The organism is Pseudoalteromonas sp. Z1A8, from assembly GCF_011378855.1.
Lineage (GTDB): Bacteria > Pseudomonadota > Gammaproteobacteria > Enterobacterales > Alteromonadaceae > Pseudoalteromonas.
Window position 1 is genome coordinate 44837 of the sequence record NZ_WTLB01000007.1, and the last position, 24682, is coordinate 69518.

At 39.5% G+C, this 24682-nt stretch carries 22 protein-coding genes; 8 read left to right on the top strand and 14 right to left on the bottom strand.

Annotation, left to right across the window (positions count from 1 at the left end; all coding sequences use genetic code 11):
• Positions 1–5 precede the first annotated feature (5 nt).
• The 5 genes from GQR55_RS04545 to seqA form a co-directional block, all read right to left on the bottom strand.
• Positions 6–983 (bottom strand): alpha-ketoacid dehydrogenase subunit beta, encoded by a 978-nt coding sequence (locus tag GQR55_RS04545; RefSeq protein WP_166419620.1) that lies wholly within the window; start codon positions 981–983, stop codon positions 6–8.
• Positions 983–2197, bottom strand: coding sequence for a thiamine pyrophosphate-dependent dehydrogenase E1 component subunit alpha (locus GQR55_RS04550; RefSeq protein ID WP_166419621.1), 1215 nt, complete (start codon positions 2195–2197; stop codon positions 983–985). The genes GQR55_RS04545 and GQR55_RS04550 overlap by 1 nt, the downstream gene beginning before the upstream one ends.
• 264 nt (positions 2198–2461) lie before the next feature.
• Positions 2462–3514, bottom strand: a complete 1053-nt coding sequence (astE, locus tag GQR55_RS04555) for a succinylglutamate desuccinylase (RefSeq protein ID WP_166419622.1) — start codon at positions 3512–3514, stop codon at positions 2462–2464.
• Positions 3515–3636: 122 nt separating this feature from the next.
• Positions 3637–5274: a phosphoglucomutase (alpha-D-glucose-1,6-bisphosphate-dependent) gene (pgm, locus tag GQR55_RS04560; protein ID WP_165727886.1), complete on the bottom strand. Its 1638-nt coding sequence runs from the start codon at positions 5272–5274 to the stop codon at positions 3637–3639.
• Between the two features lie 9 nt (positions 5275–5283).
• The gene (seqA, locus tag GQR55_RS04565) at positions 5284–5880 is read right to left on the bottom strand and encodes a replication initiation negative regulator SeqA (protein WP_024589204.1); all 597 of its coding nucleotides are present in this window, start codon (positions 5878–5880) and stop codon (positions 5284–5286) included.
• Positions 5881–6100: 220 nt separating this feature from the next.
• Between seqA and GQR55_RS04570 the strand changes: the two genes are divergently transcribed.
• From GQR55_RS04570 to fur, 5 genes are all read left to right on the top strand, one after another.
• Positions 6101–6868 (top strand): alpha/beta fold hydrolase, encoded by a 768-nt coding sequence (locus GQR55_RS04570; RefSeq protein ID WP_007586854.1) that lies wholly within the window; start codon positions 6101–6103, stop codon positions 6866–6868.
• A 95-nt stretch (positions 6869–6963) separates the two neighbouring features.
• Complete coding sequence (locus GQR55_RS04575) at positions 6964–7185, top strand: DUF2788 domain-containing protein (protein WP_002962930.1); 222 nt, start codon at positions 6964–6966, stop codon at positions 7183–7185.
• Between the two features lie 2 nt (positions 7186–7187).
• Positions 7188–7466 carry a LexA regulated protein gene (gene ybfE / locus GQR55_RS04580; protein WP_002962928.1) on the top strand — a complete coding sequence of 93 codons (279 nt, stop codon included), beginning with the start codon at positions 7188–7190 and terminating at the stop codon, positions 7464–7466.
• A 14-nt stretch (positions 7467–7480) separates the two neighbouring features.
• Complete coding sequence (gene fldA / locus GQR55_RS04585) at positions 7481–8008, top strand: flavodoxin FldA (protein WP_007586856.1); 528 nt, start codon at positions 7481–7483, stop codon at positions 8006–8008.
• Positions 8009–8194: 186 nt separating this feature from the next.
• Complete coding sequence (gene fur / locus GQR55_RS04590; protein ID WP_166419623.1) at positions 8195–8638, top strand: ferric iron uptake transcriptional regulator; 444 nt, start codon at positions 8195–8197, stop codon at positions 8636–8638.
• Between the two features lie 106 nt (positions 8639–8744).
• Here the strand turns inward: fur and glnS are convergent, their stop codons facing one another.
• Complete coding sequence (gene glnS / locus GQR55_RS04595; RefSeq protein WP_166419624.1) at positions 8745–10403, bottom strand: glutamine--tRNA ligase; 1659 nt, start codon at positions 10401–10403, stop codon at positions 8745–8747.
• A gap of 218 nt (positions 10404–10621) precedes the next feature.
• Here glnS and GQR55_RS04600 point away from each other — a divergent pair, with 218 nt between their 5' ends.
• Positions 10622–11692 carry a DUF3083 family protein gene (locus GQR55_RS04600; RefSeq protein WP_166419625.1) on the top strand — a complete coding sequence of 357 codons (1071 nt, stop codon included), beginning with the start codon at positions 10622–10624 and terminating at the stop codon, positions 11690–11692.
• 61 nt (positions 11693–11753) lie between these two features.
• Here the strand turns inward: GQR55_RS04600 and sucD are convergent, their stop codons facing one another.
• The 8 genes from sucD to sdhC all read right to left on the bottom strand — a co-directional run bounded on the left by sucD (position 11754) and on the right by sdhC (position 21617).
• The gene (gene sucD / locus GQR55_RS04605; protein WP_007586864.1) at positions 11754–12626 is read right to left on the bottom strand and encodes a succinate--CoA ligase subunit alpha; all 873 of its coding nucleotides are present in this window, start codon (positions 12624–12626) and stop codon (positions 11754–11756) included.
• Positions 12626–13792 carry an ADP-forming succinate--CoA ligase subunit beta gene (gene sucC / locus GQR55_RS04610; RefSeq protein ID WP_007586870.1) on the bottom strand — a complete coding sequence of 389 codons (1167 nt, stop codon included), beginning with the start codon at positions 13790–13792 and terminating at the stop codon, positions 12626–12628. Before sucC ends, sucD begins: the two co-directional genes overlap by 1 nt.
• A 177-nt stretch (positions 13793–13969) precedes the next feature.
• Positions 13970–15487 (bottom strand): 2-oxoglutarate dehydrogenase complex dihydrolipoyllysine-residue succinyltransferase, encoded by a 1518-nt coding sequence (gene odhB, locus GQR55_RS04615; protein WP_166419626.1) that lies wholly within the window; start codon positions 15485–15487, stop codon positions 13970–13972.
• A 3-nt stretch (positions 15488–15490) separates the two neighbouring features.
• Complete coding sequence (gene sucA, locus GQR55_RS04620; RefSeq protein ID WP_166419627.1) at positions 15491–18310, bottom strand: 2-oxoglutarate dehydrogenase E1 component; 2820 nt, start codon at positions 18308–18310, stop codon at positions 15491–15493.
• A gap of 91 nt (positions 18311–18401) precedes the next feature.
• The gene (locus tag GQR55_RS04625; protein WP_002961804.1) at positions 18402–19118 is read right to left on the bottom strand and encodes a succinate dehydrogenase iron-sulfur subunit; all 717 of its coding nucleotides are present in this window, start codon (positions 19116–19118) and stop codon (positions 18402–18404) included.
• A 10-nt stretch (positions 19119–19128) separates the two neighbouring features.
• Positions 19129–20901, bottom strand: a complete 1773-nt coding sequence (gene sdhA, locus GQR55_RS04630) for a succinate dehydrogenase flavoprotein subunit (RefSeq protein WP_166419628.1) — start codon at positions 20899–20901, stop codon at positions 19129–19131.
• Positions 20902–21249 carry a succinate dehydrogenase, hydrophobic membrane anchor protein gene (gene sdhD, locus GQR55_RS04635; protein ID WP_166419629.1) on the bottom strand — a complete coding sequence of 116 codons (348 nt, stop codon included), beginning with the start codon at positions 21247–21249 and terminating at the stop codon, positions 20902–20904. It lies immediately after the preceding gene.
• On the bottom strand, positions 21240–21617 hold the full coding sequence (gene sdhC / locus GQR55_RS04640; protein ID WP_166419657.1) for a succinate dehydrogenase, cytochrome b556 subunit: 378 nt from the start codon (positions 21615–21617) through the stop codon (positions 21240–21242). The genes sdhD and sdhC overlap by 10 nt, the downstream gene beginning before the upstream one ends.
• 420 nt (positions 21618–22037) lie before the next feature.
• Between sdhC and GQR55_RS04645 the strand changes: the two genes are divergently transcribed.
• Positions 22038–23324 (top strand): citrate synthase, encoded by a 1287-nt coding sequence (locus GQR55_RS04645; RefSeq protein WP_166419630.1) that lies wholly within the window; start codon positions 22038–22040, stop codon positions 23322–23324.
• A gap of 115 nt (positions 23325–23439) precedes the next feature.
• The gene (locus GQR55_RS04650; RefSeq protein ID WP_166419631.1) at positions 23440–24666 is read left to right on the top strand and encodes a SufS family cysteine desulfurase; all 1227 of its coding nucleotides are present in this window, start codon (positions 23440–23442) and stop codon (positions 24664–24666) included.
• Positions 24667–24682 lie beyond the last annotated feature (16 nt).

A 24682-nucleotide genomic window follows, 5' to 3' on the forward strand; every position in this document is an offset into this window, starting at 1 on the left:
AACCCCTAAAAATCCATTGATTGTTTAATTGCAGCCAACACTTTTAGTGCATCCGGTACGTATTCTTTTTCAAGTGCCAGCGGGTATGGCGTATCTAGACCACATACACGTAAAATTGGCGACTCTAAATGCAAGAAACACTCTTGTTGTATTGTCGCGGCTATTTCTGCACCAAAGCCATTGGTTATAGGCGCTTCATGACTCACGATTAAACGGCCGGTTTTAATAACCGATTTAGCAATCGTTTCAACATCCCATGGTAAAATACTACGAAGGTCAATAACTTCACAGCTTATACCTTGCTCACTTGCTTGCTTTGCTGCATCTTCAATAATCTCCATTTGAGCACCCCACGCTAAAAGCGTAATATCGGTACCCTCTTGAACTACTTCAGCCGTGCCTAATTCAATGCTGTAATCTTCTTCTGGCACTTCGCCAGTTGATGCACGATATAAACGCTTAGGCTCAAAAAATATGACCGGGTTATCGTCTTTAATTGATGCACGTAATAAACCTTTAGCTTGATAAGGGTTACGCGGTACAACTACCTTCAAACCTGGAGTATGTGCAAAATACGCTTCTGGTGATTGTGAATGGTATAAACCACCGGCAATACCACCGCCATAAGGTGTACGAATAGTTAAGTTACCCACGTTAAACTCATTACCACTGCGATAACGGAATTTAGCGGCTTCATTTACTATTTGATCAAACGCCGGGAAGATATAATCAGCAAATTGAATTTCTGCCAATGCTGGTGCACCAAAAGCAGCTAGGCCATTAGCAAAACCTAAAATACCTTGCTCGGTTAAAGGCGTATTAAAAACACGATGTTTACCGTACTTTTCTTGCAAGCCCGATGTTGCTCTAAAAACACCACCAAAGTAACCAACATCTTCACCAAAAATACAGGCTTGAGGGTGTTCGTTCATTGTAATGTCGAGCGCAGAGTTAATTGCGTGTAGCATGTTCATTTTAGCCATTACTTAATTCTCCCTGCTGTTATTGGGTAGGCATCTGGATGCTGTTTTATATGTTCTTTTAGTTGCTCGTACTGGCGTTGCAATAATGGAATAGGTGTATCGTAAACGTCAGATACCAATTCTTCTAAAGCGGGCTTTGCAACAACTTCAGCACGCTTAAGCGCGGCTAAAATTTCTTCACGAATCGACTCTTTTGCTTTTATATCGTCATCTTCGTTTAGCCAGTCTTGCTTAACAAGCCATTTTCTAAACTTATCAATAGGGCAAGTTTGATGATTCGCTTCTTCATCTTTAGAGCGATAACCACTTGGATCATCCGATGTAGAGTGAGCGCCTAAACGATACGCAATCGACTCAATTAATACTGGTTCACCTTGTGTAGAGGCTATTTCGCGTGCTTTTTTAGTCGCAGCATATACAGCAAGTGCATCTGTGCCATCAACACGAATTGTTTTAATTCCATAGCCCACGCCACGAGATGCAATACCGTCACCTTTAAATTGCTCATCAGCAGGGGTTGATATTGCATAGCCGTTATTACGTGCAAAAAATATAACCGGCGCTCTGTGAACTGCTGCCATATTTAAACCAGCATGAAAGTCACCTTCAGATGCAGCGCCTTCACCAAAATAACAAATAGTCACGTTATCAATTGTGCTGGCAAGCTCACCTGTTTTAGCGTCGATGTGTTTGATTTTTTGACCATATGCATAACCTGTTGCCTGTGGTATTTGTGTACCTAACGGCGACGAAATAGTCATATAATTTAATGCTTTAGAACCATAGTGAATTGGCATTTGACGACCTTTGCCTAAATCCAATTCGTTTGAAAACATTTGGTTCATAAATTGATCGAGTGTAAAACCACGATAATGAAGAGCGGCTTGTTCGCGATATTGCGCCATAATCATATCGTCTTGATCAAGCGCCGCAGCAGAGGCTGTAACGGCCGCTTCTTCGCCTAAACACTGCATATAAAAACTTACGCGGCCCTGGCGCTGTGCGCCTTGCATACGTTCATCAAGCAAGCGAATAAAACGCATGGTTTCGTATAATTTAAGTGCGGTATGTTTTGAAATATCAGGTGCGTTTGCACTAGGATGAATGTCGCCGTCCTCAGTTAAAATACTAAGGGTTGGAATATTAAGCGCATTACCATCTATAAATTCTAGATCATGATTAATATTCAGCGATACGTTATTGGGATTACTCATAACCTACCTTCTTTTGTTGTCGGAAAAACAGCGCCCCTGTGGATTATTATTATGGGTGATGGTTGCGAATAAACTTTGCAACATCTGCACTGTCTTTAATTAAAGCTGCCAACACTTTACGTTAACGTAAAGTGTTATTCAACAGATCTGTGACGAAAGAAAAGTAAATACTGATTAAAAAACTGGCAAGTTAACGATACGCTTACTTTAATTAATAGTAATCATATAGTTAACTTAAGGTTACCAGTGGTCTGATGAGTGCTGTTAGACGAAATTGCTATCTATTTGCATTGGTATAACAGTGAGAAGTGCACGTTGCCCTAAAGCGACTTGCGCATTTGGAAAAATAATTGCCTCCCCTTCAACATCTGCATAATAAGGCGTATCGCCATCTGTAGCGAGTAGCTCACCCTTCGCAAAGCCCGTAAAGTTCTGTGCATCGTCAGAAAAAGGAAAACTAAAATCGTTCTGCGTTCTATTAATTGTGCGATGGACAGCAAACAATTCAAAATCGTTTGAATTGAATTTTTGATATTCAACTTCATTTTGACTAATTAATGCAGTTAAGGTTTGCTTTGTTTTTTCAAAGCGAGCCATGTCGTTTTCACCAAATGGCTTAACTTGGCCCAGCTCTACAGTAAACGAATCAGCACCATGTACAAATGATGAGTAATAGCTAAATGTTGTTGCTGGAGATTTCATCATAAGCACGGTATTTACACCACAGCTCAATAAAAATTGTAACTGCGATTTTTTCCAAGGCTTACCATGCAAATAGGGATATACAGCAAATTTTTCGTTTTTAGAACCACGAATAGCCGTATGTAAATCGTAATGGCATCGGCTGCTGCCCTGCTCACCACGTGCATAAAAGTCGCTTACGTACTGCTCAAGCTTTGCAGCACGGGTACGCTCATTATTCATAGGTACACCTTCAACTGTATGGTGACCGTTAAATAATCTATTTAGGTTCTCTTCTACAAAACGCAGGCCAATATTAATTGATTGTGGATTGCCGTAAATAAACAAAGCGCGCTGTTTAAGTATCAGCTCACCTTTTATAATTTGTTTAATGAGTGAGTCACAAATTTCAATTGGCGCGGTTTCGTTACCGTGTACAGCACTTGAATACACTACGTCTTTTGTTGTTGTAACGGCCGGTTGAAATTCAATAACGCCAGTATCGTGAATAGTAACTTGGGTGCCATTATTTAAAGTAAATTCACCAGCATCTAAATGCCATTCGTTATTACGGCTAAGCGTTAAAAAATCGCCAGTTTGTTTTAATTCATTTAAGTAAGATGGATTGGCTGACATGCAATAAGCCCTTTAAAAAATAATGTGAGAGTAGACTCTTATGCATATATTTTATAAATACATAAGGTATAAAAACAAAAACGGCTGAATAAATCAGCCGTTTTAAAAATCATTAGATTGAGTTAGCTAATAACTGAATCTACAAGCTTTTTAGCTTCTTTTTCAAGTAGCGCTAAATGCTCTTCACCTTTAAATGATTCAAGGTATATTTTATAAATATCTTCGGTACCTGATGGACGGGCTGCAAACCAGCCATTTTCAGTAACCACTTTTAAACCACCAATGGCAGCATCGTTACCTGGTGCATGAGTCAATTTTTGCAAAATAGGCTCGCCAGCAAGTGTATCTGCTTTTACATCAGAAGCACTCAATGCTTGTAAACGTGATTTTTGACCGCTTGTGGCTGGTGCATCTAGGCGTTTATAAATTGGAGAACCAAACTCTTGTTCTAATTCTTTATAAAGCGCTGATGGCGTTTTACCTGTCACAGCAAGTATTTCTGCAGCGAGTAGACCCATAATGAAGCCGTCTTTATCTGTACACCATACAGAGCCATCAAAACGTAAGAATGCAGCACCTGCGCTTTCTTCGCCACCAAAGGCAAGCTTGCCTTTGCTTAAGCCTTCAACAAACCATTTAAAGCCTACTGGTACTTCTTTAACCTTACGGTTGTTACGAGCAGCTACTTTGTCGATCATAGAGCTAGAAACCAATGTTTTACCAATTTCTACGCTTGAGTTCCAATCACGGTGTTTAAGTAAGTAATCGATTGCGACTGCCAAAAAGTGGTTTGGATTCATCAAACCATCTGGCGTTACAATACCGTGACGATCGTAGTCAGGGTCGTTACCAATAGACACATCAAAATCATCTTTTAGTGCAATAAGATTTGCCATTGAATAAGGTGATGAACAATCCATACGAATTTTGCCGTCTTTATCAAGTGGCATAAAAGCAAAACGTGGATCAACAACATCATTAACTACGGTTAAATCTAAATTATATTTTTTTGCAATGACTGGCCAAAAATTAATACCTGAACCACCTAGTGGATCGATACCAATTTTAATACCTGCATCGCTAATTGCTTTTAAATTAACGATATTTGCTAAGTCATCAATATAAGGAGTCATTAAATCTTCGTAGCGGATAAAGCCAGAACGCGATGCCTTAGCGAATGGGAATAACTCAACTTCAACTAAATCTTCTAGTAAAAGTTGATTAGCTCTGTCTTCAATCCATTTAGTGACGTCGGTATCTGCTGGTCCGCCATTAGGTGGGTTGTATTTAAAGCCACCATCTTCAGGAGGGTTATGCGAAGGCGTAACAACAATCCCGTCTGCTAATTCATTTGGGTGTAGCTTATTGTGGCTAACGATTGCATGGCTAATCACTGGTGTTGGCGTAAAATCACCATCTTCTTGTGTGATCACTTGCACTTCATTCGCAACAAGTACTTCTATTGCAGAGTTAAATGCGGCTTCACTCAATGCGTGTGTGTCTTTGCCTAAAAATAACGGACCAAATATGTCATTTTGTTTTCTGTAATCACAAATAGCCTGAGTAATCGCTAGAATGTGTGACTCGTTAAATTTAACATCGTAAGAACAACCACGGTGGCCTGAGGTACCAAAGGCAACACAATGCTCTGGATTTTGTTCAAGATCAGGTTCATTTAAGTAATACGCAGATACTAATTTAGGTACGTTAACCAGTGCCGATTGTGGAGCAGTTTTGCCTGCGCCTGAGTGAATAGCCATTATATTTCCTTACAGGTAATCGCGAATTTTTTCAGCTTGCTCTGCACTATATCCAAGGCAAAGAGCAACTTCATGAAGCATCATTTTTTTACGCGTTGTATTAGAATTAGTCATAACCCAATATTCACTATCGGTTATGTTTTTAGGATTCATACTACTACCGCTATTTACTAAAGCTTCTTTACTAGTAGCAAAGTAAACACGGTCACGCCCTTTTATGTCTAATACCGCAGAAAAATCAGTTTTATGTGTGCGGTAAAATGCACTTAAAATAAACAAAAAGCGTCCAACAACACCTTTTTGCATTGCCAGCTCTTCTTTATTTAATACATTAAAAACATTATCGCTTTTTTGCTTCACGGGTGCGTGAGCTACAGGCGTTTGTTTTTTTGAAGTCTCAGCAGCAGATGGCTCTGAGCTTTTTAATGTGGCGGTAGACGTAGTCGCAGTTTGATTATTTTGAGTTAGTTCTACGTTTGCGGTTTGAATTTTTTCGCCGCTCAGATTTAATAAACGACGTAAAATAGTGGATGCACTTTCACCAATACTTTGCGTATTGCTAGCAATATATTGATATAACTCGTCGTCTATGTCGATTTGTTTCATGTTCTTCCTGTCATTACGGGTCACATTTTTTTCTCCCGTGTGATTATACCCAAACCAATCAGAAATGCGAGTTACAACAAGCACTCCCGTAAACATATTAATATTTACCTCATTGTTGTTGATTTAACAAACAAAAGCCCAATTTAATAAATAGTCGCTGTATTTTTTGCTTTTTAGAGCAATGCTCGGCAAACTATGGCGAAATTTTCAGGAGGCGGGTATGCAGTTAAATTACAAGCAACAAGGGCAAGGTCCTAATGTTATTTTGATACATGGGCTTTTTGGATCATTAGAAAACCTAAATGTAATAGCAAAACCATTAAGTGAACACTTTACTGTTATTAACGTTGATTTACGTAACCACGGGCTTTCTCCTCATAGTGATGAAATGAACTACCCAGCAATGGCACAAGATATTGTTGAGTTATTAGCACATTTGAACATAGATAAAGCACATTTAGTTGGGCACTCTATGGGTGGTAAAGTGGCAATGGAATTAGCGCTTACACATCCTGAACTTGTAAATAAGCTTGTTGTACTTGATATAGCACCTGTTAGTTACCCTGCTCGGCACACAAAAATATTACAGGCATTAAAAGCGGTTTCAGCACAATCAATTGACGATAGAAAACAAGCTGATGCTCTAATGCAGCCTTACATAGAAGAGCTGGGAGTTCGACAGTTTCTACTTAAAAGCCTCGCTAAAAATGAGGAAGGTCATTTTGCATGGCGATTTAATTTAAATGTGCTTGACGAAAAATATTCTACAATTACATCCAATGTTAATGAAAACAATTCTTGTTTATGCGATACTCTTTTCATTAAAGGTAATGATTCTGACTATATTTTGCCCGAGCATCGTACTGCAATTAAAGCTCGCTTTAAAAATACCAAGGCTAAAATAATTCATGGCGCAGGCCATTGGCTTCATGCTCAAAAGCCACTTGCCGTAAATAAAGCGATAAACGACTTTTTAACTGCGGTTTAAAGCAATTTTAATCGCGTGTTTTTGATTTTGCGCACTAAATATATGAATAATTATATGCTATAGTACGCGCCGTTTAATTTAAAGGTTATACGTTGATGGTCAGTCAGTTAATTAACGAATTTGATACCCTAGGGTTGTATTTTGGCTTAGCCGGTATTTTCATATTCATCGGCATGGCAATTAAAGACGTACTAAAAAGTGGCAATGTGCCTAAGTTCGGACAATACATTGTCTGGGGTGTGCTCTTTTTAGGTTGTTCAGGCTTTATTGCTAAAGGTCTTATTCAAGTATTTTGGCAAGGCGCAGGTGTAGGTTAAGCATGGCGAAGTCAGAAACAGATAGAACTACACTCGATTTATTTGAATACGAAAAACGCCCAGGCAGACCTAAAACCAATCCCCTTTCACGGGATATGCAGTTAAAGGTAAATAAACGTAATCAAATAAAAAGAGATAAAGCACGTGGCTTAAAGCGTGTTGAATTTAAAGTTTCATCGCAGTTATATCAAGCATTGAGTGATATGGCAGATGCACAAAATATTAGCCGCAGTGCGCTGATTGAAACGATTTTACAAGAAAGATTGGCTATTGATACATAAAAGGTTTTAAATCCATGGCAAGTGTAGGCATTTTTTTCGGAAGTGACACAGGTAACACAGAACACGTAGCAAAAATGATCCAAAAAGAATTGGGTAAAAAGCTAGTGGCTGTTCATGATATTGCAAAAAGCTCTAAAGAAGAGATTGCTGAATTTGATTTAATCTTATTCGGTATCCCTACTTGGTACTACGGCGAAGCACAATGTGACTGGGATGACTTTTTTCCAGAACTTGAAGAAGTAGACTTTGAAGGTAAACTTGTTGCTATTTTTGGTTGTGGAGACCAAGAAGATTACGCTGAGTACTTTTTAGATGCGATGGGCATGATCAACGATATCGTTACTGAACGTGGCGCTATTGTTGTTGGTCATTGGCCGAGCGAAAGCTATGACTTTGAAGCATCTAAAGGCATGGCTGATGATAAGCATTTTGTAGGTTTGGGTATCGACGAAGACCGTCAACCAGAACTTACAGAACAACGTGTTAAAGCATGGTCTGCTCAAGTATATGAAGAAATGTGTTTAAGTGAATTAGCTGACTAATTTACTGCATATATCGCTAGCTGTTTAAATAATTATCAAACAGTTAGCGTTTTAAGCTTTAGTGGCAATATAAATCAATTGTTCTTTGCACTTAACGCTTAGGCACGTTATCCTGTTTGTTGCTAATGTGTCGTGTACATCTTTGCAAGATGTCTAGTATAACCAAATAAAATTGAGACAGATTTAATGACTGATCATAACTTGGAACTTAAAAAAGCCGGTTTAAAAGTAACTTTACCGCGAATTAAAATATTAGAGATTTTACAATCTCCAGATAACCAACACATCAGCGCTGAAGATGTTTACAAAATTCTTTTGGACCTAGGTGAAGAAATTGGTCTTGCAACGGTATATCGTGTACTTAACCAATTTGATGATGCAGGTATTGTAAGCCGTCATCACTTTGAAGGTGGAAAGTCTGTATTTGAACTTTCTGGAAGCACTCACCACGATCATTTAGTATGTTTGAAATGTGGTAAAGTTGTAGAATTTGAAGATGAAATGATTGAACGTCGTCAATTAGAAATTTCTGAAGCAAATGGTATAACACTGACAAACCATTCTTTATATTTATACGGTGAGTGTAACGATAAAGCAGCGTGTAAAGAATTTAGCGACGCAAACAGCTAATACCGCTTTTAAAGTAAAAAAAACCTGCTAATTGCAGGTTTTTTTGTGTCTAAAATACGCTTGTAATGAATATCCCCAGTAAATACTGGAGATATTTAGATATTATTTATTGAGTTTTAGACCATGAATCGCGAAGACCCACTGTTTGATTAAATACAACATTCTCTGATTTAGAATCACGAGAGAAATAACCTGTACGCTCAAACTGAAAGCCCTGCTCTGCTTGTGAATTAGCAAGCGATGGCTCTAACTTGGCGTTTGCTAAAACTACCAGTGACTCTGGGTTTAATGTTGTTTCAAATTCATCAGCGGCTGCTGGGTTTGGCACACTAAACAAACGGTCGTATAAACGAACTTCTGCTGTAATAGACTCCGGCGCTGAAACCCAGTGAATAACACCTTTTACTTTACGTCCATCACTTGGGTTTTTACCGAGTGTTTCTGTATCGTAAGTACAAAAGATAGTTGTTATTTCACCGTTTTCGTCTTTTTCAACACGCTGTGCTTTAATAACATAAGCACCACGTAAGCGTACTTCTTTATCAAGTACTAAACGTTTAAATTTGTTATTTGCTTCTTCTTTAAAGTCTTCTCGTTCAATGTAAATTTCGCGAGTAAACGGTACATCACGACGACCCATTTCTTCTTTATTTGGGTGATTTGCCACAGATAAAACTTCAACCTTGTCTGCATCGTAGTTTTCAATAACAACTTTAACAGGATCGAGCACAGCCATTGCGCGTGGTGCATTTTCGTTTAAGTCTTCACGGATACACGCTTCTAGCATGCCCATTTCGACCATATTCTCTTGCTTTGTCACACCAATACGTAAACAAAACTCACGAATAGAACCAGGCGTATAACCACGACGACGTAGACCTGCAATTGTAGGCATACGTGGGTCATCCCACCCCTCTACATGGTTGTTTACCACTAAGTCGCTTAGCTTGCGCTTAGACATAATTGTGTATTCAAGGTTTAAGCGTGAAAACTCAATTTGTTGCGGATGACATTCCAAGCTGATGTTATCAAGTACCCAGTCATACAAACGGCGATTATCTTGAAACTCAAGTGTACATAATGAGTGCGTTATACCTTCTAGCGCATCAGAAATACAGTGTGTAAAGTCGTACATTGGGTAAATGCACCACTTGTCAGCTGTTTGGTGATGATGGGCAAAACGTACGCGATAAATAATTGGATCGCGAAGCACCATAAATGAGCTTGCCATATCAATTTTAGCACGCAGAACACATTCACCTTCTTTGAATTCACCAGCACGCATTTTTTCAAATAACGCTAGGTTTTCTTCAACTGATGTATCTCTGTAAGGGCTGTTTTTACCTGGCTCTTTTAATGTGCCACGATATTCACGTGCTTGATCGGCTGTTAAAAAACAAACGTACGCTAAGCCTTTTTCAATTAACTCAACAGCGTAGCCATATAAAGTATCAAAATAATTAGAAGAATACTTTATATCGCCATCCCAATTGAAACCTAACCACTGAACATCTTCTTTTATAGAATTAACGTAGTTAATATCTTCTTTTTCTGGGTTTGTATCGTCGAAACGTAGGTTACATAAACCATTGTAATCTTTTGCGATACCAAAATTTAAACAAATTGATTTGGCATGACCAATATGCAAAAAGCCATTTGGTTCAGGTGGGAAACGTGTATGCGTAGTGGCATGTTTTCCACTTGATAAGTCTTCATCAATTCGGGTTCTAATAAAGTTACTTGGGCGATTTTCAGTTTCCGCCATAGGAGTGCAGTCCTCTAAATATTACGTAATAACAAAACTAATGCATTATTACAAAAACATACACTAACATACAGCAATAGATTAAGGTTTATTTTAGATATTGGTTAACTTTAATTCACCTGAACGCTTGTTTATGAATAAAATTTGTTTTAACGCAATATTTAAGTCATCAAAGCCAATTATAGTGGCCTAATAACCTACTTTATAAGGATTAGAAGATGGCTACACTTAATCAACATCGTGTATATATTCCAACCAATGCGCGCGCCAATCACTACTTACTGGCCGAAATAACGCCTGATGAAGCATTTTTTAATAGCTTTAGTAATATTAACTGCTGTTATAAGCGCATTGCTCGTCAGTTATTTGCATGTTGCGATGAATATGAAATTTATAATGTGCATTTACTAGCGAACGATAAACTACCCGTTGTGCGTTTTCATGATGAGTCATACCAGCTAGAAACCGATAAGCAAATGCTGTTTTTTTATAATCCTCGTTATCACGAAGCACATAAACTGCATTACACACCAGACAAAAAAAGTAAAAAAATACGTTTGTTGTTTTTAGCCACGGGTGACGATTTACGTGCAAATTCGGCCTTGTTCCACAATAAAGTACAAAAAGTATTAAACCTGCTACAAGAACAGTTATTTTTAAATCAACCTCAATTTAAACTTAGAGATCACCAGCATTTAACTTACGATTTATTTGCTAAAGATAAAGGTAATAAAGAGAGCTACGGATATAAACTAAGAAGCCTCTACCCTCGTTACCAGTCAAGGCACTGCAATATACCGGGTGACTATGCTGAAATGACTTATGCAACATTTACTATCCCGGTCTCTCGTGCAATCAAAACACAATTTCAAACATTGATGAACAATAACGATTTTGATAAGTTTTATGATTATTTTGCTTATGCATTTATTCGTGCGTGTCAAAATAACAAACTAAACCATGGTGCGATGGTAGCTAATGGTGCTACGCCTATTGTTCGAAATAGTAAAATAGATAAAAGCGAAAGTAATACAGAGTTACAAAAGCTAAGCTTTGATATCGAATCAAAAGATAATCAAATCAAGTATTTTTATGAAGCAAGTAAATTAGTAGAAACACTTCACTTTGTTATTGTTGCGACGAGCCAGGATAAGCATGAAATGGGGTATGGTCGGTTTATGAACCAAGTAGAAAAAACTATTCACGCATTATCCGATGAGCTTACTATAAATAAACAGCGCCAAGATTTATCAGTGCGCTTTTTTCAGCATATTAGTTATCCATTCTAAATATTTTTCGCCGATAACAAAAAGGCCCGCATAAGCGGGCCTTTTTAAAAGAAACAAGCGATTACCAGCCTGTTTTCTCTTTAAGTGCTTTACCAATATCAGCAAGTGAACGTACAGTTTTTACGCCCGCAGCTTCTAATGCAGCAAATTTTTCATCAGCAGTACCTTTACCGCCTGCGATGATTGCGCCAGCGTGACCCATACGCTTACCTTCTGGTGCAGTAACACCAGCAATGTAAGATACTACAGGTTTAGTTACGTTAGCTTTGATGTACTCTGCAGCTTCTTCTTCTGCAGTACCACCAATTTCACCAATCATTACGATTGCTTCAGTTTGTGGATCTTTTTCGAACATTTCTAAAACGTCGATAAAGTTAGTACCTGGAATTGGATCACCACCAATACCAACACACGTAGACTGACCAAAACCAGCATCAGTAGTTTGCTTAACTGCTTCGTACGTTAAAGTACCAGAGCGAGAAACAATACCTACTTTACCAGGTTTGTGGATATGACCAGGCATGATACCAATCTTAGTTTGACCAGGAGTAATAACACCTGGGCAGTTAGGACCGATCATACGAGTACCTGTTTGATCTAGTTTGATTTTAACATCAACCATATCAAGTGTAGGGATACCTTCAGTAATACAAACTATTAGCTCGATACCAGCATCGATAGCTTCTAAGATTGCATCTTTACAGAAAGGAGCTGGTACGTAGATAACTGAAGCAGTTGCGCCAGTTTCTTTTACAGCATCACGAACTGTGTTGAATACAGGAAGACCAAGGTGCGTTTGACCGCCTTTACCTGGGCTAACACCACCAACCATTTGTGTACCATACTCAAGCGCTTGCTCTGAGTGGAAAGTACCTTGGCCACCAGTGAAACCTTGACAGATAACTTTTGTATCTTTATTGATTAATACAGACATTATTTGCCCTCCGCAGCAGCAACAACTTTTTCAGCAGCGTCTGTTAGTGATTCAGCAGCAATGATATCTAGACCAGAGTTCTTAAGAACTTCACGACCTAATTCAGCATTAGTACCTTCTAAACGTACAACTACTGGTACGGTTACGCCAACTTCTTTAACTGCACCAATGATGCCTTCAGCAATCATGTCACAACGTACGATACCGCCAAAGATATTTACTAAAACAGCTTTAACATTGTCGTCAGAAAGAATGATTTTGAATGCTTCAGAAACACGTTCTTTAGTAGCACCGCCACCAACATCCAAGAAGTTAGCCGGCTTGCCGCCGTGTAGGTTTACGATGTCCATAGTACCCATTGCTAGGCCTGCACCGTTAACCATACAACCAACATTACCGTCTAGAGCAACGTAGTTAAGCTCGAAGCTTGCTGCGTGTGCTTCACGAGCATCTTCTTGAGATGGATCGTGGAATTCACGGATTTTAGGTTGACGGTAAAGTGCATTACCATCAATACCGATTTTTCCGTCAAGACAGTGAAGGTTGCCTTCGTCTGTAATTACTAACGGGTTGATTTCAAGTAGTGCGAAATCAAAATCAGTGAACATTTTACCAAGACCCATAAAGATCTTAACAAACTGTTTCATTTGTACTGGGTTAAGACCCAATTTGAAACCTAGTTCACGTGCTTGGTAAGCTTGAGGACCAACTAACGGGTCGATCTCTGCTTTGTGGATAAGCTCTGGTGTTTCTTCAGCAACAGTTTCAATTTCAACGCCGCCTTCAGTAGACGCCATGAAAACTACTTTACGAGATGCACGGTCAACTACTGCACCTAGGTACAATTCGTTAGCAATGTCAGTACAGCTTTCTACTAAAATTTTAGCTACTGGCTGGCCTTTCTCGTCTGTTTGGTAAGTAACTAGGTTTTTACCTAACCAGTTAGCTGCAAACGCTTTTACTTCTTCGATAGTTTTAACTAGCTTTACGCCGCCAGCTTTACCACGTCCACCTGCGTGAACCTGAGTTTTAACAACCCACATATCGCCGCCAATTTTTTCAGCAGCTGCAGCAGCTTCTTCAGGTGTATCGCAAGCGTAACCTGTAGAAACTGGTAAACCATATTCGGCAAAAAGTTGTTTTGCCTGATACTCATGCAAATTCATGATGCTTTATCCAATTTTTTATACTAAAAGAGCTGAATATTTTTTCAAATAAACAACTATCCCAAATTGCGCACCTAGTATAGATCCCAAGGCTTAACATGAAAACCCCAGTAAGACCAAAGGCGCAAAAAAAAAGCTGTGAATGTTCATTCACAGCTTACATTTCATACAACTAGATTAAACATCTAGCAATAAGCGAGTTGGATCTTCAAGTAACTCTTTAATAGTCACTAAGAAACCAACAGATTCTTTACCATCAATGATGCGGTGGTCATAAGAAAGTGCTAAATACATCATAGGAAGTATTTCAACTTTACCATTTACTGCCATAGGACGGTCTTGGATTTTATGCATACCCAAAATCGAAGATTGTGGCAAGTTAATGATAGGTGTAGATAGTAATGAGCCAAATACACCACCATTAGTAATAGTGAAGTTACCACCCGTCATATCAGCAAGCGTTAGCTTACCATCACGACCTTTAAGTGCTAGTTCACGAATACCTTTTTCGATTTCAGCAACAGATAGTTTGTCACAATCTTTAAGTACTGGAGTAACTAGACCACGTGGAGTAGATACTGCAATGCTGATATCAAAATAGTTGTGGTAAACAATATCGTCACCATCAATAGATGCGTTAACATCTGGGAAACGCTTAAGTGCTTCAGTTACCGCTTTCACGTAGAAAGACATGAAACCTAAACGAATACCATGACGCTTTTCAAACGTTTCTTGATACTGCTTACGAAGGCTCATGATTGGTCCCATGTTCACTTCGTTGAATGTAGTTAACATTGCAGTTGAGTTTTTAGCTTCAAGAAGACGTGTCGCAATCGTTTTACGTAAACGAGTCATAGGAACACGTTTTTGAGTACGATCGCCCATCGGTGCTGCTGGAGCAGAAGCTTCTGCTTTTTTAGCCGCTGGCGCTGGTGCTTTTAAGAAAGTATCAACGTCTTCTTTAGTTACACGACCATTTTTACCCGTGCCTTTAATTTTAGAAGCGTCTAAGCCTTTCTCAGCGATTAAACGACGAACTGATGGAGTTAACACATCTGAACTTTCGCTTGAATCTGCTGCTGGCGCTGCGTCTGCTTTTGCAGCTGGAGCCGCTGGTGTACCGCCTGCTTTAACCGAACCAATTACTTGCTCGCCTAATACAGTATCGCCTTCGCCGTGAATGATATCACCCATGATGCCATCTTCTTGAGCTACTACTTCAAGAACAACTTTATCTGTTTCAATATCTACCAAGTTTTGGTCGCGTGTTACAGCGTCACCTGGTTGTACATGCCATGTAGCAATTGTTGCGTCTGCAACTGATTCTGGAAGTACAGGTACTTTAATATCCACTTCTTTACCTTCTGATGCTGGTGCTGATTGCGCCGCTGGCGCGTCTTCTGATTTAGCTGGTGCTGATTCTTCTTTAGTTGAACCTTCACTTGCTGGCGCTGCATCAGCATCACCAAGTAAACCCATAACTTGATCGCCAAGTACGGTTGCACCTTCTTCTTGTGATATCTCTGTAATTACACCGTCGTGCTGTGCAACAACTTCTAGAACCACTTTATCTGTTTCAATGTCTACTAAGTTTTGATCACGAGTTACTTTGTCGCCAACACTTACATGCCATGTAGCAACGGTAGCATCTGCAACCGACTCAGGAAGAACAGGAACTTTAATTTCTGTGCTCATTGCTTATCCTTTATTTTCTATAGTAAGCGCGTCGGCAACGAGCGCTTGTTGTTCTTTAGTATGTACTGACATGTAACCACACGCTGGTGATGCAGATGCTTTACGTCCTGCATACTTTAATTTAGCACCTTGTGGGATTGCATCAATAAAGTGATGTTGTGAACAGTACCATGCACCTTGGTTTTGTGGCTCTTCTTGACACCATACAAAATCAGTTACATGTTGGTAGCGTTTCATAATTGTTTGCATTTCGTCGTGTGGGAACGGATATAGCTGTTCAACACGTACAATTGCAACATTATCTTGCTCAAGCTTACGACGTTCTTGTAATAGTTCGTAGTAAACTTTACCACTACAAAATACAACACGTTCTACTTTCTCCGGCTTAATATCATCAATTTCATCGATCATATTATGGAAAACACCGTGTGAAAGCTCTTCAAGTGATGAAGTAGCAAGAGGGTGACGAAGTAACGACTTAGGTGTCATTACAATCAGTGGACGACGAAGTGGTCGAACTGATTGACGACGAAGCATAGCGTAAACTTGTGCCGGAGTAGACGGAACACACACTTGCATGTTGTGATCAGCACATAGTTGTAAGAAACGCTCTAAACGCGCTGAACTATGCTCTGGGCCTTGACCTTCGTAGCCATGCGGTAACAAAATTGTAAGACCACATAAACGGCCCCATTTTTGCTCACCAGAACTTAAGAATTGGTCAAATACAACCTGTGCACCATTGGCGAAATCACCAAACTGCGCTTCCCAAAGTATTAGTGATGTAGGCTCTGCTGTTGCATAACCATACTCAAAAGCAACAACGGCTTCTTCAGATAAAACCGAATCAAATACTTGGAAAGTACCTTGGTCTTTACTTAGATGCTCTAAAGGAGTGTACGTAGCACCATCAGTTTGACTATGAACAACAGCATGGCGATGGAAGAATGTACCACGACCAGAATCTTGTCCAGTTAAACGAATGTCAGTGCCTTCTGTCGCAATTGTTGCATAAGCAAGTGTTTCTGCCATACCCCAATCAAGCGCTTTTTCACCACTTGCCATTAACTTACGATCATCGTAAATCTTTTTAACACGAGATTGAGCAACATATTGCTCTGGGTAAGTTGCAATTTTTTCACCCAGTTCTTTTAGTCTTTCAACAGAAACACTCGCGTCGTAATCAACATTCCACTCGTGGCCAACATATTTAGCCCAATCTGAAGAATGCGAAGTTTCTGGCTGTATTTCTGAAACAACACAGTTGCCTTCATCTAATGCATTACGGTAATCATCTGCTAGAGCTTTAACTTCTTGTTCAGAGAAAGAGCCTTCTGCAATCAATTGATCAGCGTATATTAAACGTGGAACTGGGTGTTTTTTAATTTTTTGGTACATTAAAGGCTGTGTAGCATTAGGCTCATCAGCTTCATTGTGACCATGGCGACGGTAACACACTAAATCGATAACTACGTCGCGTTTAAACTGGTTTCTGAAATCAAGTGCAAGTTGTGTAACAAATGCAACAGCTTCAGGATCATCAGAATTAACATGAAATATTGGTGACTGAACCATTTTGGCTATGTCAGTACAATATACAGTTGAGCGTACATCATCTTGTTTAGACGTTGTAAAACCTACTTGGTTATTTACAACAATGCGTATACTACCACCACAGCTAAAGCCATTAGTTTGTGACAAGTTAAATGTTTCTTGTACAACACCCTGACCAGTAACTGCAGAGTCACCATGAATTGTAATTGGTAGAGCTTTAATACCAGAGCTGTCACCTAAGCGATCTAGGCGAGCACGAACTGAGCCCATAACTACCGGATTTACAATTTCAAGATGAGATGGGTTGAACGCAAGCGCCATATGTACGTTGCCACCTTTAGTAGCAAAGTCAGATGAATAACCCATGTGATATTTAACATCGCCAGAACTTAATGTTTCTTTGTGTTTACCAGCAAATTCATCAAATAATTCTGATGGATTTTTACCAAGTACATTCACAAGAACATTTAAACGACCACGGTGAGCCATACCAATAACAGCTTCTTGTTGGCCGCTTTCACCAGCGCGGTGAATAAGCTCTTTTAGCATTGGAACTAACGCATCGCCACCTTCAAGTGAGAAACGCTTAGCACCTGGGAACTTAGCCCCTAAATATTTTTCAAGACCATCAGCAGCCGTAAGACCTTTTAGGATACGTAGCTTTTCATCTTTTGAGAATTTTGGCCTAGACTGAACAGATTCTAAACGCTGTTGTAACCAACGCTTTTCCTCTGTTGATGTGATGTGCATATACTCAGCGCCAATTGAACCACAATATGTAGTTTTTAGTGCTTGGTATAGTTCACCTAAAGGCATAGTATCGCGCCCTACGGCAAACGACCCTACGTTAAACTCGCGGTCAAAATCACTTGAAGATAGGTCGTGGTACTCTAGCTCTAAATCTCGTACACGCTCTCGTTGCCAAATACCTAATGGATCTAGGTTTGCATTTTGGTGTCCACGAAAACGGAAAGCATTAATAAGTTGTAGAACTTTAACCTGTTTAAGGTCACCGCCACTACCCTCTGCTACCACTACTTCTCTATGCTTGTTTTTTGCAAGCTGTGCAAACTGCGCTCGAACTTCTGAATGTTTTATTTCAACATCCACACCATCAACTTTAGGTAATTGTTCGAACACTTCTCGCCATTCATCTGGCACAGAAGTCGCATCGTCTAAATACGCTTCATAAAGCTCTTCTACATAAGCAACGTTGCCGCCGTTTAAATGTGAAGATTCTAGCCATGCCTTCATCACACCTTCGTGCATTTATAAGCCCTTTTCTTTAGCGCAGAAATTAATAGTTATCATAACAAGATGGCTAATAATCTGTATTAGCCATCTTACGTTTACTAAGTAATCAAACCGCTCGGTTTAATAACATAGATTTGATTTGTCCAATTGCTTTGGTCGGATTAAGACCCTTAGGACAAACGCTAACACAGTTCATGATACTGTGGCAACGGAACACACTGAACGCATCGTCTAAATCCGCTAAACGTTCTTCAGTTGCTGTATCTCGGCTATCAGCCAAGAAACGGTAAGCGTGAAGAAGGCCTGCTGGACCAATGAACTTGTCTGGATTCCACCAGAACGAAGGACACGATGTTGAACAACATGCACACAAAATACACTCATATAGCCCATCTAATTTATCACGTTCTTCAATAGATTGAAGACGTTCGCCTGCTGCAGGCTGATCATTAATTAGATAAGGTTTAACTTTTTCGTACTGAGTGTAGAACTGACTCATGTCAATAACAAGGTCACGAACCACAGGTAAGCCAGGTAAAGGACGTACTACAATTTTACCTTTGCCATTTTTTTGCAGCGTAGATAAAGGAGTAATACATGCTAAACCATTTTTACCATTCATGTTAACACCATCAGATCCACACACACCTTCACGGCATGAACGACGGAAAGATAATGTTGGATCTTGTTCTTTTAAAAGAATAAGTGCATCCAATACCATCATGTCGTGACCTTCCTCTGTTTGCAAGGTGTATTCTTGCATACGAGGAGCGTTGTCAACATCTGGATTATAACGATAAACTGAAAATTGTACTTGTGCCATCGTCTATCTCCTAGTAAACACGTGCTTTAGGTGGGAAAGCTTCACGCGTTTTAGGCGCATAGTTTACATCACGCTTGCTCATTTCATCCGTTAATGGATTGAATACTGAGTGACATAACCAGTTTTCGTCATCACGATCTGGGAAGTCAAAGCGAGAATGTGCACCACGGCTTTCTGTACGGAAGTTTGCAGCTACTGCAGTTGAGTAAGCTGTTTCCATTAAGTTATCTAGTTCAAGACATTCGATACGCTGCGTGTTGAAGTCTGATGATTTATCATCAAGACGAGCATGTTGCAGACGTTCACGAATTTCTTTAAGTTCTTGAAGACCTGAAGCCATTGAATCACCTTCACGGAATACCGAGAAGTTAAGCTGCATACATTGCTGTAGGTCTTTTTTGATTTGAACTGGATCTTCACCTTGGCCAGCCGTTGAATTTTCCCAACGATTGTAACGTGCAAGAGACGCTTCTAAGTCTGATTCTGAAGCCGCTTTAGATATTTCAACGTCATTCAGGTACTTACCTAAGAAGTTACCCGCAGCACGACCAAACACAACTAAATCTAGTAATGAGTTACCACCTAAGCGGTTTGCACCGTGTACAGATACACAGGCAATCTCACCTACTGCAAATAAACCTTGAACTACTGTTTCGTTGCCTTGAGCATCAATTTGTAGCGCTTGTCCATTTACATTAGTAGGAACACCACCCATCATATAATGACAAGTTGGAATTACTGGAATTGGCTCTTTAGCAGGGTCAACGTGAGCAAATGTTTTAGCAAGGTCACATACGCCAGGAAGACGTAAGTTAAGTGTTTCTTCACCTAAGTGGTCAAGTTTTAACTTAAGATGTGGACCCCAAGGACCATCACAACCACGGCCTTCACGGATTTCAGTCATCATTGAACGCGCAACAACGTCGCGAGACGCTAAGTCTTTTGCGTTTGGTGCGTAACGTTCCATGAAGCGCTCGCCATCTTTATTTAAAAGATAACCGCCTTCACCACGACAACCTTCAGTTACTAGCGTACCAGCACCTGCAATACCCGTTGGGTGGAACTGCCACATTTCCATGTCTTGCATAGAAATACCAGCACGTGTTGCCATACCAACACCATCACCAGTGTTAATGTGAGCATTAGTTGTTGATGCAAATATACGACCTGCACCACCAGTAGCTAATACAACTGCTTTAGATTTGAAGAAAGTGATTTCACCAGTTTCAATCTCAATTGCAGTACACCCTACTACATCACCATTATCGTTTTTAACTAAATCAAGCGCATACCATTCAGAGAATACATTTGTTTTGTTTTTAACGTTTTGTTGGTAAAGAAGGTGTAATAAAGCATGACCAGTACGGTCAGCAGCAGCTGCAGTACGTGCGGCTTGTTCACCACCAAAGTTTTTCGATTGACCACCGAAAGGACGTTGGTAAACACGGCCATTTTCAAAACGAGAAAATGGTAAACCCATGTTTTCTAATTCAGTAATAGCTTCTGGGCCAGTTTGACACATGTATTCGATAGCGTCTTGGTCACCGATAAAATCGGAACCTTTAACGGTATCGTACATATGCCATTCCCAGTTGTCTTCGTGTGAATTACCAAGCGCAACCGTAATACCGCCTTGAGCAGATACAGTGTGTGAACGCGTTGGAAATACTTTAGATATTAATGCACACGTTTTGCCAGATTCTGTAATTGCTAAAGCAGCGCGCATACCTGCACCACCTGCACCAATTACTACGGCATCAAATTCACGAACAGAATATTTCACTTAAACACCCCATAATACGATTAGACCAATAGCTACGTAAGCAAGTGACATTAGGCTCAATACAAAACCTAAAGCTGCACGAAGCTTAGCGCACTTAACATAGTCTGTAAGAACTTGCCAAAGGCCAATGTGGGTATGAACCATAATGCAAACAAGGGTAATTAAAGTAAACCCTTTCATTGCTAGGTTAGAGAAGAGGCCTGTCCAGGCTTCGAATGTGACTTCTGGCGTCGCTAGAAAATAGCCGATAATAAAAATCGCGTACGCGCTGATTATTAATGCCGTGGTACGTAAAGATACGAAATCTTGTACACCATCACGTTTTAGAGTTGCTTGATTTAAAACCATATCCACACCCCTGCCAATACGGCAAACACAACACCAAGAGCCATTGAAACTTTAGCGCTGAGGTTACCTGATTCGAGTTCTTCCCAATGTCCCATATCCATAATCATATGACGAATACCACCGATAAGGTGATAAACTAATACAGAAACAGTGCCCCAAGCTATAAATTTGGCAATGAATCCGTTAAACAGACCCTTGACGAATTCAAAACTTTCAGCTGAAGAGAGGGACTCAGACCAAGCCCAAATGACAAACGTTAAAGCAAAAAACAATGCAACACCGGTGACGCGGTGAAAAATTGAAGCTTTAGCCGTTGCCGGCATAGATATAGTTGTTAGATCTAGATTTACAGGTCTTTGCTTTTTCACAGTTACTTGCCCATCTTTGCTCACAGTGGAGCTCATCTACTTGTTTTTCTAAAAACCCACCAAATATTACTGATGGAACTATCAAAATAAACGTATCAAAACAATTAAAGTTCACAATCATGTAAATTTTAAGATGTTAAGAAAGTGTTTACCCAAATACAATACGGTTTAAAACCACCGTTAGTATATATACCCACAGGGCTTTTTACAATTCTTGTTTATTTAGAGATGTTTGCGAATTAGCCAATAGTATTATATTTAATTAATACCGAATATTTATTATACATATATGCATAATGTTTATAAAAATTGACTTTAACCCCCTCTTTCACGTTAAAATGCGAAGATGTGCTTAAAACAGATTTTAGAACTTTAAAATCTAAAAATCAGAATAGATATCTTAATAGGAGATACATAACGATGGCAGATAAGAAAGCCACAGTCCATATTGATGGGCTAGATCCAATCGAACTTCCAATTTATCAAGGCACTGCTGGCCAAGATGTAATCGACGTACGTACGTTAGGTTCATACGGTCACTTTACTTATGACCCAGGTTTCATGTCGACTGGTTCTTGTGAATCTGCAATCACCTACATTGATGGTGGTAAAGGTGTTCTACTTCACCGAGGTTATCCAATTGAGCAATTAGCTGAGGATTCAAACTACATTGAACTTTGCTATTTATTGCTTAACGGTGAATTACCAACAAAAGAGCAATACGAAGAGTTTGCTAAGCAAATAACTCGCAGCACTATGCTGGATGAGAAAATTGCTAACTTTTTCCAAGGTTTCCGTTTTGATGCTCACCCAATGGCTATGCTGTGTGGTGTAGTGGGCGCTTTATCATCTTTCTATCATGAAGACCTTGATATTACTGATGCTAGCCAACGTAAAACAAGCGCTGTTAAATTAGTTGCTAAATTGCCAACTATTGCTGCAATGGCTTATAAAACAAATATCGGCCAACCGTTCGTTTATCCACGTAATGATTTAAGCTATGCAGAAAACTTCTTACACATGATGTTCTCTGTACCTGCTGAAGAATACAAAGTTAACCCTATAACAGCTAAAGCAATGGATAAAATATTCATGCTTCATGCTGATCATGAACAAAATGCATCAACGTCTACAGTACGTCTTGCAGGTTCATCGGGTGCTAACCCGTATGCATGTATTGCTGCTGGTATTGCATCTTTATGGGGACCTGCTCACGGCGGCGCAAACGAAGCATGTTTAAACATGTTAGAAGAGATTGGTTCAGTTGATCGTATCGATGAATATGTAGCAAAAGCGAAAGATAAAGCAGACCCGTTCCGCCTTATGGGCTTTGGACACCGTGTTTACAAAAACTTTGACCCACGCGCTACAGTAATGCGTCAAACGTGTCATGAAGTTTTAGCTGAGCTTAATATCCAAGATCCATTGCTTGATATTGCAATGAAACTTGAGAAAATCGCGCTAGAAGACCCGTACTTTGTAGAGAAGAAACTATACCCTAATGTAGATTTCTACTCTGGTATTATCTTAAAAGCGATTGGTATTCCAACAAGCATGTTCACTGTAATCTTTGCAATGGCACGTACTGTTGGTTGGATCACTCACTGGGATGAGATGCTATCTCAACCTGGTCATAAGATCAGCCGTCCTCGCCAAATGTATACTGGTTACACTCAACGTGACTACGTATCAACTGACAAGCGTTAATTAACGCTGTTAGTTTGAAAAAGGCCGCTTTTGCGGCCTTTTTTATTAACCTGTACTTGAGAAATATCATAAACAGATTACAATTCCTGCCTTTAAATGAAGATGTAGATGAGCCATGCCTGCTTTAAAGTTTGATATAAATAAAATTAGAAACGATTTCCCAACATTAAATCAAACAATAAACGGCTGCCCGCTGGTTTATTTGGACTCTGCAGCAACCTCACAAAAGCCTCAATCAGTTATAGATACAATGACTGAATTCTATACGTTTCAAAACGCTAATGTACACCGTGGCCGCCATACACTTAGCGATCAAGCCACTCATTTATATGAACAAGTACGAGATAAAATAGCGCAGTATTTTAATGTGTTTAGTAAAGAAATTGTATGGACTAAAGGTGCTACAGAAGCCATTAACTTGGTCACCAATGGTTTAAGAAATCGATTAGACGAAAATGATACCATCGTCATATCTGTTCTCGAGCATCACGCCAATATTGTTCCTTGGCAGATACTTAGCCAACAAACAGGTGCTAAGTTGGTTACGCTTCCACTCAATCAAGATGGTACGCTTGAAACAGAACAATGCTGTGAATTTATAAAGCAAACAAAGCCTTCCCTATTAGCTATTACACAAGCGTCTAATACGCTTGGTAATATCACCAATTTAAAGCCATTGATAAAAGCTGCTAAAGATGAAGGTTCACTTGTTTTAGTTGATGGTGCACAAGGTGCCATGCATTTAAAACCCGATTTACGTGAATTAAACTGTGATTTTTATGTGTGTTCAAGCCACAAAATGCTCGGTCCAACAGGCTTAGGTGTGCTTTATGGTCGATATGAAGAACTAAACGCTTTAGATATATACCAATCAGGTGGAGAAATGATCGATAAAGTTTACTTAACTCACAGTACTTATCGTCCTGCGCCCGCAAAATTTGAAACTGGAACACCAAATATTTCGGGGGTTTTAGGCTTTGGTGCTGCATTAGATTATTTAAATAAATTAGATCACGCACAAATGCGACAATATGAACAAAAATTATTTAGCTACGCTGCCCAAGAGCTAGTTAAGGTCGAGGGTATTACGATATACAGCAACCTATCTGACAATATTGGTACTCTCTGCTTTAACTTAAATGATGAACATCCTTATGATTTGGCAACTTTACTTGACGGATATGGGGTAGCAGTTAGAAGTGGACACCATTGCACGCAACCCCTAATGACACATTTAGGGGTTAATGGAACACTAAGAGCGAGCTTTTCTTTCTATAACACTTACGACGATGTAGATATATTTATTAATTCACTTAAAAAATGCATCGCTTTATTAGACTAAACGTCACTTTAATAGA